This is a genomic window from Corynebacterium sp. HMSC074C03, assembly GCF_001838285.1.
In the GTDB taxonomy this organism is placed as follows: Bacteria; Actinomycetota; Actinomycetes; order Mycobacteriales; family Mycobacteriaceae; genus Corynebacterium; species Corynebacterium amycolatum.
Genome location: NZ_KV836260.1, coordinates 38330 through 51057, shown reverse-complemented (window position 1 = coordinate 51057; position 12728 = coordinate 38330). Strand labels below are relative to the sequence as shown.

The 12728-nt window shown below is 56.4% G+C and carries 6 protein-coding genes; 3 read left to right on the top strand and 3 right to left on the bottom strand.

The features are described from left to right. Positions 1–57: 57 nt before the first annotated feature. Positions 58–3495, top strand: coding sequence for an exonuclease domain-containing protein (locus HMPREF2847_RS10870; RefSeq protein ID WP_168168383.1), 3438 nt, complete (start codon positions 58–60; stop codon positions 3493–3495). Between the two features lie 6 nt (positions 3496–3501). Next, positions 3502–4470 (top strand): ADP-ribosylglycohydrolase family protein, encoded by a 969-nt coding sequence (locus HMPREF2847_RS10865; protein WP_070852476.1) that lies wholly within the window; start codon positions 3502–3504, stop codon positions 4468–4470. Positions 4471–4569: 99 nt separating this feature from the next. On the opposite strand, the gene HMPREF2847_RS10860 is transcribed toward HMPREF2847_RS10865, so the two are convergent. The 3 genes from HMPREF2847_RS10860 to HMPREF2847_RS10855 form a co-directional block, all read right to left on the bottom strand. Then, positions 4570–8067 (bottom strand): DEAD/DEAH box helicase family protein, encoded by a 3498-nt coding sequence (locus HMPREF2847_RS10860; protein ID WP_070852474.1) that lies wholly within the window; start codon positions 8065–8067, stop codon positions 4570–4572. 218 nt (positions 8068–8285) lie between these two features. Then, positions 8286–9440: a restriction endonuclease subunit S gene (locus tag HMPREF2847_RS11385; protein WP_083327378.1), complete on the bottom strand. Its 1155-nt coding sequence runs from the start codon at positions 9438–9440 to the stop codon at positions 8286–8288. Next, positions 9437–11032 carry a type I restriction-modification system subunit M gene (locus HMPREF2847_RS10855; RefSeq protein ID WP_070852472.1) on the bottom strand — a complete coding sequence of 532 codons (1596 nt, stop codon included), beginning with the start codon at positions 11030–11032 and terminating at the stop codon, positions 9437–9439. Before HMPREF2847_RS10855 ends, HMPREF2847_RS11385 begins: the two co-directional genes overlap by 4 nt. A gap of 174 nt (positions 11033–11206) precedes the next feature. Here HMPREF2847_RS10855 and HMPREF2847_RS10850 point away from each other — a divergent pair, with 174 nt between their 5' ends. Beyond that, positions 11207–12652 carry an ATP-binding protein gene (locus tag HMPREF2847_RS10850; protein ID WP_070852470.1) on the top strand — a complete coding sequence of 482 codons (1446 nt, stop codon included), beginning with the start codon at positions 11207–11209 and terminating at the stop codon, positions 12650–12652. Positions 12653–12728 lie beyond the last annotated feature (76 nt).

Below are 12728 nucleotides of genomic sequence, written 5' to 3'. Positions count from 1 at the left end.
AAGAAACGGAGTCCGCGTTCAATGGCACCCATTCCACCCAGTAATTTCTTTCAAGCGATGAGACCAACCGGCAGTATGCACGGCTTTGCGGTCTTGGACTTTGAGACAACGGGATTTTCCCGGCATGACCGAGTCATTGAAATTGGTGTGGTGCTGCTGGATGCGAACTGTCGTGTCGAGCGGACGTGGCAAACTCTGGTGCAGCCGAACCGGGGCTTCGATAACTCAGATGTCCACGGAATTACCCCCACGAATCTGGTTGGTGCGCCCACGTTTGAGCATGTGGCGCGCCGCTTCGCCGAGGTACTCAACGGCCGCGTTATTGTCGCTCACAACGCCAGTTTTGAGTACAAGTTCCTGACCAACGAGTTCGGACGCCTCGGCGTCGAGCTTGCCGACGGTAATTGGTTGCTGGACACGATGGTGTTAGCTCGGCAATTTATGCCTGGTCAGCCTGTTTCACTGAAAAATGTTCTCAGCATCATGGGGATTGAAAACAGGGCGGCTCATACTGCACTTGCGGATGCTGAGGCGACCGCGGCAGCGCTTCAGCGGTTTGTACAGGCACGTCCGGACATCGTGGACTATGCCGAGCCGCTCTATTTTGTGCCAGCGCAATTGGCGCAGTTGCGCATTTCGGACGTGCCCCTGCTTGAGCGCAATAATGTGCGGGCTACTGGGGATGTAGCTGCTGCAGGTACCGCTGCAGATTCAACCGCCACAGGTACCGCTGCAGATCAGCAAACTTCCGAGAAACAGTGGCTGCAGGAACTTGCCCAGCATGTGGCACGAACTGGGGATGAGGCTTCAGACCAGTACATTGGCTTCCTGGTGCAAGCAATGGTCGATGGGCGACTGGACATGCGAGAGCTGTCTAAGTTGCACGGCATTGCCGCAGAACGTGGGTTGAGTGCAGATGATGTCAATATGCTCCATGAGCAATACCTGCAGCAGCTCATTGTGCAGGCGTGGGCCGACGGTGTAGTAACGGAGCAGGAACGCCGCTGGCTTATCAGCATTGCCGGAGAGCTCAACATTGAGCGCGAGCGTGTGGAAGAGTTGGTCACTTCTGCACGAAAACTGGAGCTTCGCCCTGGTGACCGTGTGACTTTCACCGGTGCTATGGCAACTCCGCGAGAGGTATGGGAAAAGCGTGCGCGTACTGCTGGTCTCGATGTCGGTGGAGTCATCAAGGCCTCCGTGGTTCTTGTTGCCGCGGATGTGCACACGCAGTCGGGGAAAGCGAAAAAGGCACGTGCACTGGGCATTCCCATTGTTGATGAAGTGACTTTTGCTCATGCGCTGGCCGAGCTGAATGCTGCGCAAAAGCACAGCACCGAACAGAACCCCGCTGACAGCGAAGAATCCACGGGCAGCGACCTCCTGTCCGAGCTGCGGGACCTCACCACAATCTTTCCGTGGCTGACCGATAGGGACTTCAGCGGAATCGGCGAAGACGTCCTGGGAATTGCGCAGGCGTGGATCAAGGATCACCAGACTTCGGGGCTGACAGGGCTGTCGCCCTATATGAACTTCCTGGCATTCCCAGAGAGCCCGGAATGGCAGCGCGTCTTAGCCAAACTGGGGCTGACTGAACCGGAGGTCAAAGACACCTCGCTGCGCAATCGTCTCATCCGCGAGCTCACAGTCCGAGACCTGCAGGACCTCAAAGGTTATGGCCGTGTGCGCGTCCAGAAACTGGTGGCAGATGCGGTCACGCATGCGTTCGATGAGTTTGAAGCAGGCGATGTCACCGCGGACCACACTGCCAATCACACCGCAGATGACACCGCGGACAACCCCTTCGACAACACCAGTGACTTCGGCATTAGCTGGGACGACACAACGACTCCCGAGACATCGGTGCTGCTGGATTGGTTGGCGATCACCGGCGCATCGAATCGCATCCTCGACCAAGCAGAAGACAAAGCCTACGTTCCGGAAGCCGTGCGCGAACAAGTGGCCAGCCTCAACGACCGAATCACCGACATCCTCACCGGTGCTGAACGCGAAATTCAGCACATTGCCGACCAGGATGAACGCTTTCCAGTAATCCTCAACCGCCGCCTCCCCGACGGCGCCACCCTGGCGGAGCTTGGTCAGCAATTTGGTGTTTCTCGCGAACGCGTTCGACAGTTGGAGAACGCATTGCTGGCGGCACTCGCCGATGCCGGCCCCAACTGCGAGATTCTCCGCACCGGTATCTTCCACCGCTACGCGCCGTTGGCGAAGATTAGCCAGCTCCGCCACGATATGCCAGGCCTGTTCACCGTTCCCGATGGAATGTCCGCACCGCTGCTGAACCTAATCAATCTCACCGGCACCGCAGGCGCTGCTGTGGCTCAAGCACAGTGGGGCATTGATGGCGAATGGTTCGTCGCCAACGGGTTCGAGGACAAATTCGCCACCGCCGTTGAGCAGCTTACCGATGACTTCGGCATCGCGCCCTTGTCGGAATTGGCCGTCACGCTGGGCATCCCAGAGGAAATCGTGCGCGAGTGGATCGCCCAGCGTACCGGGTACAAGATCTTTGAAGGCCACCTGTTTACCAAGGTCACGTCGGTAAGCGATAGGGCAGTGGCGTTGCTAGCGCACCGTGGCAAGCCGATGCACATCGACGACATCGCCGCCGTTATCACTGACCGGAACTCGCGCGGTATCGACGGTCGTCTCGCGCTTGATCCGCGGACTAAGCGGTGCGCGCCGGGCACGTGGGCGCTGGCGCAGTGGGAGTTGGAAGAGTGGACGACGATCGCCGACTACATCTCCCGACGCATTGATGATGCCGTTGCACAGGGGCAAGATGGCGTTTTGCTTGACGACGTCATTGCGGGTGCGACCGCGTTTGGAGTATCGGAAAACTCCGTGCGCACCTACGCCGGCGGTGGTGAGTTCGTGCTGGAAGACGGCTACGTTCGTAAGCGCTCGGACGAAGAAATGGAACCAATCGATGCCACGCCGGAGGAATCCCGCGATCTCTACTTACGCGATGGGCAGTGGTGCCTGCTGCTGACTATTAACCGCGATCATATGCGTGGCTCGGGAAGCGCTATCCCCGCTGGCATCGCGGGTATGTACGGTCTGGGCTACGGGGATGAGAAGCTGCTGCCATCCAGGTTGGGTGACCAGCGGATTGCTGTGGGACGCACCAACACGTCGATGTCGACGATTTCTCGCTTCGTCAACGATATGCAGCTGACCGAAGGCGAGCGCGTGTGGGTTCATTTCGGCGACACCTTCGACATCACGCGTGCGCCTGCGGAAAACCCTGACGCGGAAGGGCTGGCGGCGCTTGTCAACGCCTTCGGTCTCGATGAGGAGTTCACTGCGGAGCTCTCTACTGAGGGTGATGCCGCGGAGCTCGATGTCGATGCTGTGCTCGCGGCTATCAATAGGCAGCTCGGCCTGCCCGCCGATGCACCTCGCCGCAAGACGGTGTCGCGCCTGCGCCATCGCCGTGATGACGAGTTGGCCGACACGATTCAAGCTCTGTAGGCGCCCGTGAATCACAATTCTGATGCTTTCGCCCGGGTACTCGACCGTGCTCGCGGCGTTCTCTATGGCCAGGTCATCGGCGATAATCTCGGGGCGCTAGTGGAGTTTTGCAGTGCAGAGGACATCGCACAGCGCTATCCGCACGGTGTCCGCGAACTTGCCGATGGCGGCACCCACAATATCGCCGCCGGTCAACCCACCGATGATTCCGAAATGGCACTGGCGCTCGCACGCTCACTGGTGCGCTGCGAAGGCTACGACGCCACCGATGTCCGTGAGTCCTATGTGCGCTGGGCAAACTCCGATGCCTTCGATATGGGGGAGGCGACCACGGCGGCGTTGCTCCGGCGCGCGCCGAACCCGAATTCTCAGGCCAACGGCGCACTCATGCGCATCTCACCGCTGGCTATCGCGTACTGGCGCAATCCCGCACGCGCTGGTGAACTCGCCCGCAAGGACGCCGCTATCACGCACCCACATCCGGTGTGCATCGACGCCAACTCACGTTACGCATCCGCGCTTGCCGACGTCATCAGCGGTGGCCTCCACCAGCCGCGCCGCGGCATTGGTTTGAGTGCGCTGATGGAGTGGCTGGCTTCCCAGCGCACGCAGTGGGAGGCCGAGTGGCAGGCCAGCGGTGCCATGGTGAACAGCGGGGAGCCGGATTTCTCGGTGCATCAGGGCTGGCTGCGCTTTGCGCTGTGGGCGCTGCATGAAGAACTTCGCCGGGTAGAAGAAAAATCCACGACCTTTGAGGACTCTCTGGTTCGAGTGATTGGCCGTGGCGGCGACACTGACACCAACGCGGCCATTGTTGGTGCTTTTCTCGGTGGCATCTTTGGTGCCTCCGCCATTCCGCAGCGGTGGCGGGAAGTCATTGATTCCTGCTCGCCGAAACGGAACCGGCCCGCGGAGTATCACCCAAACGATGTTGCGGACTTGGCGGAGAAACTGGCGGTCATGGGGAACCAATAACGAGCTAATCACCGCCGCCGCGCCTGCCCCAGCCCGGCTCACGCAGTACTCGCGCAGCGCGCCGCACCGGTGCGAACCACCCCAAAACGTCAGCCGACACTAACCAGCGTCCGCGCTGCGCTCAATTTTCTCCAACCGGTTCTTCAGGTCAATGACCGCGGCCATGCTGCCGTCAAAGACTTCGACGGGGGAGCCGTAGTCGTTGTAGGGCGCATTGAACAGGTCGGATACGGTGACAATTCCATTTTGAACCAGGCCTGTAATCACTCGGTTCATAAATTCCAGCTGCACCGAGTTCAGATTCGCGCCGTCGATCAGGTCAGCGAATGCCGCGCGGGCAGCGCCTTCCTCAAGACCGATAACCGTGCGCACGAAGCGGCTCAGCGACATGCCGAGTCGGTGCTGTAGCTCGTCGACATCGCCAATTCCGGCTTCTGCGACGAGCTGCTCCAATGACTCCACATCTACTGGTGTCAGCGGAATCGCTTTGTGCAGCTTCTGCAGCACAAGGGAGTCACCATGTTCTTCCAGAAGTTCGCGAATCTTCTGCTCAATGCTGCTTTCGGTGACGGCAAACGATGCTGCGGAGGCAGGTAATTCCACTTCCTGTAATTCGCCAAACTCGTCTTCAATGTCGGTAATCACGACATTGCGCCTGCCGCGGTCGACATGTCGCACCAGAGAACGCATGCCACGGCGCAGTAGTTCTAGCTCCTCCAGGCTGACGCCCTCCCACCACGACTCAGTAGCAGCATTTTCCAGCAACTCAGCTTGCGCTGCGATCTCTGGAACATTGAGTTTGGTCAGCAGGTTTTCCGCCAGCCGCATGACTCGATTGCGCGGTGCCTCAGGTACGGCTCCATCAACCGTTTCCAATCCCTCGGCGACAGCTTCCTGCATCTTCAAAATCAGCAGATCGAAGCGCTTCGCGAATTCTTCGTCCGCTGCAGATGCAAACGGCAGGTCTGCCAGATATTCTTCGAGCTCCGCAATGTCTGACGCATTCAACGGATTCCACGAGTCCGGGCGCAGGTATTTTTCCAGATACGGTCGCGTCTTCGGACCGACCAGGGGACTGTTGACCGGAACCTGTGAGAGCTGATTACGCAGGTGCGTCTTCACCGAATCTGCCAGGTCAGAATCGGTATTCGAGTGTCCCAGCAGGTCAATCAGGCGCAGGCGGGCGAGGAAAAGTCGTTCCTGCAGGGATTTTTGTGCTGAACCGTCAGTGCTTTCCGACGAAGCCTCTGCGCTAAAACGGTGGAAGTTATCGCAGTAGTCGAAGACGTAGAATTCCGTCTTATCCATGCCTTCACCGAATAGGTTCTTGCAGGTACGAGTACCGCGACCAATCATTTGCCAGAACTTGGTCTTGGAGTGGACGGGCTTGAAGAACACCAGGTTGACGACAGCCGGAACATCAATTCCGGTATCGAGCATGTCCACGCTGACGGCGATATCCACGCTACCGGGCTTGGTGGATTCGAATGCCTCGATCAGCTGTTGGGAGCGGGAGGACTCGTGAGTGATGACTTCCGTGCGCAGTGTTGGATTGGCCAGCTGGAGACGTTCACCGATTTTCTCCGCATGCGCTTGGCTGCGTGCGAAGAAGATGGTCTTACCAATGCGGTCGGCGCCGGCGACTTTGATGCCGTTGGCCAACACTTGGGCGATGACCTGGTCAATGGTGTCTTGGTTAATCAGCTTGGAGTTGATCTCTGATGCGGTAGCACCTTCGGGTGCGGCCAGCTTGGCGCCGTCTTCGTCGGTACCCCAGTCCTTGTTATCCCACTCAATCTTCTCTTCTTCGCTGAGTTCGTCGTAGATGATGCCGTCGCTCAGGATGACAGAGCTGGTGGAAAACACCTTGTAGGGAACGAGATACCCGGCGGCGGTGGCTTCTTCCAGGCCGTATTCGCCGGTCGGCTTGCCCTTGGGAAGTTGGAATAGGGAATAGGTGTTGCGGTCGACTTCATCGCGCGGGGTGGCGGTGAGGCCGAGGAGCAGCGAGTCAAAGTAGTCGAAGATTCGGCGGTAGCGCCGATACACACTTCGGTGTGCTTCATCGACGACGATGAGGTCGAAGGAGTACGAGTCGAACTGGGCGCCCATGAGCCCGACCATGGTCTGGTAGGTGGACACGTACACTGACCCGATGCCGTTGGGGTTTTCCAGCAGGTTGACGATGCCAGCTTCTTCGTAGTGAGCCTGGAAGTTCTTCGCAGCCTGCCGCACCAACGCTGTGCGGTCGGCCAGGAACAGAACGTTCTTCACCCAGCCCGCCTGCTGCAGGAGCTTGACTAGGGCAATGGACACACGAGTTTTACCCGTACCTGTTGCCATCACCAACAATGCTCGACGGTGCCCTTGCCCGTAGTGCTCGGTGACGGCGCGGATCATCTGCTCTTGGTAAAGACGGCCAGCAATGTCACTGTCAACTGGGATTTCCGAAAGCGCCTGTCGCTGCGAGCGCTTGGAGATCATCAAGTACAGCTCATCCGCAGTCGCATACCCTTCCACGGCGCGCGGCTGGTAGCCACCGACCTCCGGAAGCCCCGCGGCATCGTCCCACAGGTGAACTTCGTAGCCGTTGGTGTAGTAGATTACCGGGCGGCGACCGTAGTGCTGTTCAATCTCGTCGGCATATTCGCGGGCCTGCTCACGCCCAGCGCTGATTGATGCGGCAGTCTTCTTCGCCTCAACCACAGCCAGCGGTTTGCCGTCTGCTCCCAGTAGCACGTAGTCGGCGCGTGTCCCGGAGGGTAGGAGGAACTCGGCAACGAGGTTGCCATCGGCAGCGGTAAATCCTGCCTCTGCGAGCATCGGGTCGATGATGTCGCGGCGGGTGTCTTCCTCGCTGATGGCGTAGAGATTGCTGGTATCCACTGTCCCCGTATCTGCTTGTGCGGCGACCAGTTCTTCACGAGTCTTCTCTTCCAGCTGCTTGCGCAGCGCTTCCAGCTCTTGGCGGAGCTGTTCTTGCGCCTCAGCGTCTTGAGCTGCCTTTTTCCGAAACAGTTCTTGTTGACGCAGGTGTTCTTCCCGCTGTCGGTGCAGCTCTTCGCGTTCTTTGCTCAGTAGCAGTGCGTCGCGCTTGCTGGTTTCGAGTCGGCGCTGCAGCTCGTCCAATTGGGCTTTGCTTGCCGACGGCTGTTTCGGAGCCTCCTTGAGGAATTCCGGATTAAATGGTGCGCTCGGCAGCGCCGCTTTTCCCTTGTCTGAGGTGTTAGCGGTGGCCCACACCAGGAGGTCATACAGCTGAGCGATGGAGCGCACCGCTAGTTGCGGGTCAAAGAATGCGGCCCCGTGTGCGGCGATGTTGCCGATCTTGCGGACCGCAGTGATTTTCCCTTGAATGACCTGCGGCACGAACTGGCGGAATTGTGGCCGACCTGTCAGTTCAGCGAATGAGTACCCTTCAGTTTCCAGCCCGAGGAACTTGCAGATGTGGAAAGTCAGGCGCTCGGCGACAAACCGAGACTGGAAAGCAGAGGCCCTGGGATTGGAGAGGGCTGCGGCTTCAGCATTTCGGCAGTCAGCCAGGAGGGATGGGAAGGCAGCCCCGACGAATCCGAAGTTGGTTCGAGGTGCTGCCATGTGTTCCTCCGAAGTTTGCTGATTGGGGTCGGTGCGTGGCTGGGGTGCTGTTGTTGGTAAGTATCGCTGTGGGTGGCGTGGCTTCACAGCTCGGCGTTCAACAGCGTTTATGCAACGAGTTGAGTATATCGAGGTAAGTGCCGGTGAATCACTAGAACGCGCAAAGCGTAGTTTCTTTGAGCGAAACCTGACACCAGCGTTTTCATGATTCCGTGACGTTAAAGCTGTCCTGCGAATGCTCGGGTTGCGAGGGAGTTGTATAGCTCTTGCGTTAGTAAGGAACGCTTCTGTGCTTCCTTTAAGAGCTCATTAGATTTTTTATCGAACTCAATAAATTGCTTGAGTGTTTGTTCTGTAGGTATTGGGATCTGTAATTTCCTTAAATCGCGAACATTTAGGTGTTTAGAGGTAGCTCCAACCATGAAGTTAGAAATGCGTACTGGGTCCAATAGGTATAACAAGGAAGCTAAAATCCATTGGCCGGGAACAGAGAAATGGCTGGGTCGAACCTGCACTAATCGCTGACCCATGCAGCCTTTAAAATCACGGGGGATTATAGCTGCAACCCCAACTGTTCCTTCTCTCGATAGGATGATATCGCCTTCTTGTAGATATGCTCGCGCAGAGCGCAATTTATATGTCTCAGAACTTACGAAACGAGGAGCATCCCAGTTGAAATATCCCTTTCGTAGGTTATTTGTCCAAATGCAAGGTATGCCTGATTCAGTCCATTTGGGCGTGCTGTGTGGACAGTCGATTACGGAATCAGCTACATCCTCTAAATTTTCCGAGCGGAGAATTTTAGATTTATTAGAAATAATAGTCAGGAAATAATTGTCTCTAATAGAGTTTATCTCATGGCAGATTTCTAAGTAATTCTGTTTGGCAGACCTTGCGGTGGACAGCATTCGCGCAATCCTCCGCTGCTCCTCGAGAGGGGGGAGGGGAATTAGTATTTCTTTGATTTTATTGGCGGTTGTTGATGGATATGAAATGCCAGTAGATTTATTGATACATTGCTTGATAAAAGCCTGAGTTTGCACAAAATGAAACAGGAAACCAGAATCAATTTTCTCAGTAGCGCGAAGAACGCAAAAACCAGTACTGGCGACATGGCCATCAAGTGTGGAAGGTATTTTTGCTACTGAATTGAGGTTTGGGCGAACAGTTGATACAAGTACATCATTTTTTCGGATGATTTGTTGAGCCCTGCTAGGCGCATCCTCCCCCAGAACATCCTGAGGTGAGGCGACCTTTTTAGTTTCAGGGGAAACTGTAGAAATATCTATATACTTCTTTCTCCCATTTCTGTCCCACTTGGGGATTTTCCTTTCGCAAACATCCCCCAACTTCACCATCGGCCACTGGCTCATTTTGCCCCTCCCAGCAGGTCCTTGAGTTCCTTCATGCCAGCCGCAATCTCGACATCGAGAGCTTCAATCTCAGCGATGATTTCTAGCGGATCACGGGTCTCGACATCCTCGAAGACGATTTCCTTGTAACGGTTCATCGACAGGTCATAGTCATTATCTGCAATCTCGGCTACCGGCACACAGAAGCTTTGCTCGGTGCGGGCACGCTCGCGCTCGGATGTCTCGCGAAGAGCAAAGCGGGCTACAACATCGGGAAGGTTGTTCTTCTCGTGCTGCTCCGCAGTAAGCTCGACCGGCTCGGGGCGGTCGGTTGGATCGTCATCCTTAGGCAGGCGGTCCTTGGGTACTGGTCCCAACAAATTCAGTGGCAGTAGCTCGGTGCGCTTGTCGTCCAACGAGCGACCGTCGGCAAGCACTTCGTAGAACCAGACATCCTCGTTCGCCTTCGAGTCGGTGCGCGTGAAGCACAGGATTGCGGTAGACACTCCCGTGTACGGCTTGAACGCACCCGACGGCAATTTGATGATTGCGTCGAGCTTCTGGTTTTCTACCAGCTCTTTACGGATCGCCTTGTGCGCCTTCGTCGAACCAAAGAGAACGCCTTCAGGCACGATGACGGCAGCGCGACCACCAATCCTGAGCAGCGACAAGAAACGGTTGATGAAAAGCAGCTCTGTCTTCTTGGTCTTGCCAAGTGAGGTGAGTTCTTTATCCAGGTTGCTTTCGTCGACGCTGCCCGCGAATGGCGGATTGGCGAGGATGAGGTCGAAGCTTTCCTTGTCTTCGTCGGGGATGGTGCCCAGGGAATCTCGGTAGGCAATGTTCGGACTGTTAAAGCCATGCATGAACATATTCATCGCAGAGATGCGCACCATGGTGGAGTCAAAGTCATAGCCGGTGAGACCGTGGGCCTCGAAGTTGTCGCGGACCGACTTCTTCATCAACTCATCGCCGTGGTGATCGCGAATCCACTCGGATGCGTTGACCAGGAAGCCCGCGGTGCCACAGGCGGGGTCGATGATGCGCTCGCTGGGGGAGGGGCGCATCAGTTCCACCATCAAGTCGATGATGAGCTGAGACGTACGGAACTGACCATTGGTGCCGGACACGCTCAACTTAGAGAGCATGTACTCGTACAAATCACCCATGAAGTCCTTGTTGCGCAAATCCAGTTTGTTGATCAGCGTCATCACAGACTTCAACGTGTTCGGGTTTTCAATGCCGAAGTTGGCAGAGCGCATGTGCTGCGCCATCACACCTTCGCCAGTAGTGCCATTTGTATCAGCACCTAGATTGCGGAGGAAAGGGAAGACCTCGTCCGCCATAAGGTTCTTGACCTGAGTTGGGTCAGTGACGGCGAGGAGGTCCCGCCAGCGCAAGTGCTGCTGGTCCGGGCCAAAAATATCGCGGGACTCCGGTACTGGTACTCCCAGCGAGCGCTGCTGGTCAATGCTATTTTGCTGCTCATCCAAGAGACGGAGGAAAAGCAAGTACGTGAATTGCTCGATCACGTTCATTGGGTTAGTGATGCCGCCGGTCCAGAACACGTCCCAGATGCGGTCGACATCATTTTTCAAAGCACCAGTAATCATGGAGTCAAGTGTATCGGCAGGGGCGGACGCTAAAGCACATTGGCTATCGTGCGGCTCGACCAGGTGTGCGAGTGGTGCGGGATACCGCGCTATCGAGCTTCCCGCAAGCTTCCCACTAACTTCCCAAAGTGTTATGTTGAGTGGGAAGTTAAGTGGGAAGTTAGTGAGTATCTGATGGACACAGAACGCTTAGAGTCAATCGTCCGCACACTGCGCCTGGTGGGTAAAGACAGTCAACCAATCGAAGTCAAGAGCGATGTTGGAAAATCGATTCGCGAAACCCTCAGCGCATTCGCGAACGCCAACGGCGGGACCATCATTGTGGGGCTCGATGAGTCAAACGGCTTCTTACCCGTGGATGGCTTCGATGCTGCAAAAGCTCAGGACAAACTAGAAACTCGATGCGGCCAGACCACGCCCCCGGTACGTCCACATATCGACACGGTTCCCTTTGAAGACTCCTTAGTTGTTGTAGCGGAAGTCAATGAGATGACTTCCGAAGACAAGCCTTGCTATGTCACTGACCAGGGAAAATATGGCGGTAGCTATATCCGCGTTGGCGACGGTGACATCCGGCTAACGCAGTACGAGGTTGACCGTCTCATTGAGGAGCGTACCCAACCCAAATGGGACGAGCAGCCAGTGGCAGAAGCGCAACTTGAAGACCTGCAACCCGACATCGTGGATGCTTACATGGCTGTACAGCGCAAACGTCGGCCCAAAACCTTTAATGACGGCACCGAAACCGCAATGAAGCGTCTACGCATCCTTAAGGATGGACACCCAACCCTGGCGTCGTTGCTTGTTATGGGTGAGTATCCGCAGGAGTTCTTCCCGCGCCTCACGGTGACATTTGCCAACTTTCCAGGTACAACGAAGGGCTCGGTCACTGAAGGTATTAGGCTCCTCGACAGTAAGACCCTCACTGGCACCATCCCGGAGCTCGTTGATGAGGGAATCGAAGTTGTGAAAAACAACATGCGCACTGCCGCTCTCATCGGCGAAAAGTATCGCTCGGATTTGCCAGACTATCCACCTGTCGCAGTGCGCGAAGCGCTCGTGAATGCCCTCATGCACCGCGATTACTCACCGCACGCACAAGGCAGTCAGGTTCAAATCAACATGTTCGTTGATCGCCTCGAGATTACAAGCCCTGGCGGACTGTATGGAGGAGTTACCGTAAGAAATCTCGGGATGCCTGGCGTGAGTTCAACCAGAAACCAGCGCTTGTCTTCGTTTCTCGAAGACGTGAAGTTTCATGCCGATGGGGGCGGAGAGGGCGTTGTGGCTGAGAACAGGGGTACGGGCATTGCAGTCATTCAACGTTCGCTTGCGGATGCGCTCATGCCGCCGCCTGAGTACATCAACCGGCTAGACAGCTTCACCATTATTTTCCACCGGCGAAGGGTGGCAGAAAAAGAACGCTATGCAAGTGCATTTGATCAAGTACGTACCGCGTTAAAAGCGCAGGCCTCTGCCTCGACAACTGAGCTCGTAAAGAGCACGAAGCTGAGTCGTACAGCAGTGCAAAAAGCAGTGAATGAACTTATTGCCGAAGGTGTCGTCGAGCGCACTGAACCGCTGAGAAGTCCTCGGCAGCGCTATCGCATCAAACCCTAGCCACTCGGCAGGGCGACCCCGGTTCTATCGAACTTCCCACTTAACTTCCCACTAACTTCCCAGAGTGTTATGTCGA

Bases quoted from the DNA above. Each gene is read 5' to 3' on its own strand.
- HMPREF2847_RS10870 (WP_168168383.1), top strand. From the start codon at position 58: ATGAGACCAACCGGCAGTATGCACGGCTTTGCGGTCTTGGACTTTGAG.
- HMPREF2847_RS10860 (WP_070852474.1), bottom strand. From the start codon at position 8,067: ATGGCAGCACCTCGAACCAACTTCGGATTCGTCGGGGCTGCCTTCCCA.
- HMPREF2847_RS11385 (WP_083327378.1), bottom strand. From the start codon at position 9,440: ATGAGCCAGTGGCCGATGGTGAAGTTGGGGGATGTTTGCGAAAGGAAA.
- HMPREF2847_RS10855 (WP_070852472.1), bottom strand. From the start codon at position 11,032: ATGATTACTGGTGCTTTGAAAAATGATGTCGACCGCATCTGGGACGTG.
- HMPREF2847_RS10850 (WP_070852470.1), top strand. From the start codon at position 11,207: ATGGACACAGAACGCTTAGAGTCAATCGTCCGCACACTGCGCCTGGTG.